Raw genomic sequence first — 487 nt, 5'->3', positions numbered from 1 at the left:
GGGAGGTCACGATCGTTGATCCCCGGTGTTCGCGTTCGGCAAGAATATTGAGCAGCTGGTGTGCTGTGGCAGCATCAATCGGGGTTGTTAGGAAGTCGTCAAGAACGAGGACGTCTGCCAGGTGCAGGTCTTGAAGAAACTCCATGCGTGCTGTGTCATTATGGCGTAGCACCATTAGCTGGTTGGCTAGTGTGTCTGTGCGGAAGAAACGGGCGGAGTAGTCGTTTCTGCACGCGGCGGTAAGCAGTGCTTGGGCCAGGTAGGTTTTGCCGACGGATGATTTGCCGAGGATGACAATGCTTTGCGCTTTTTGACACCATTGGCAGTGAGCGAGTCTGGTGATTTGCTCTTTGTTGAGGTTGCGGCTGGGCGCGTAGGTGATGTCTTCGATACATGCATCGAGATTTGGCGATCGGGATGCTTTGAGTAATTTGTTGACTCGCCGTTCACGCTTGGCCGCGACTTCTTTATCGAGTGCGTAGAGCAC

1 protein-coding gene is annotated in these 487 nt (G+C 53.8%); it reads right to left on the bottom strand.

The features are described 5' to 3' along the window. Positions 1-487: ATP-binding protein (locus tag HMPREF2875_RS03690; RefSeq protein ID WP_070670415.1), on the bottom strand; the 487-nt coding region annotated here is incomplete at both ends.

This window comes from Corynebacterium sp. HMSC078H07, from assembly GCF_001812805.1.
GTDB lineage: Bacteria > Actinomycetota > Actinomycetes > Mycobacteriales > Mycobacteriaceae > Corynebacterium.
This window is presented reverse-complemented; position numbering and strand designations above follow the sequence as displayed.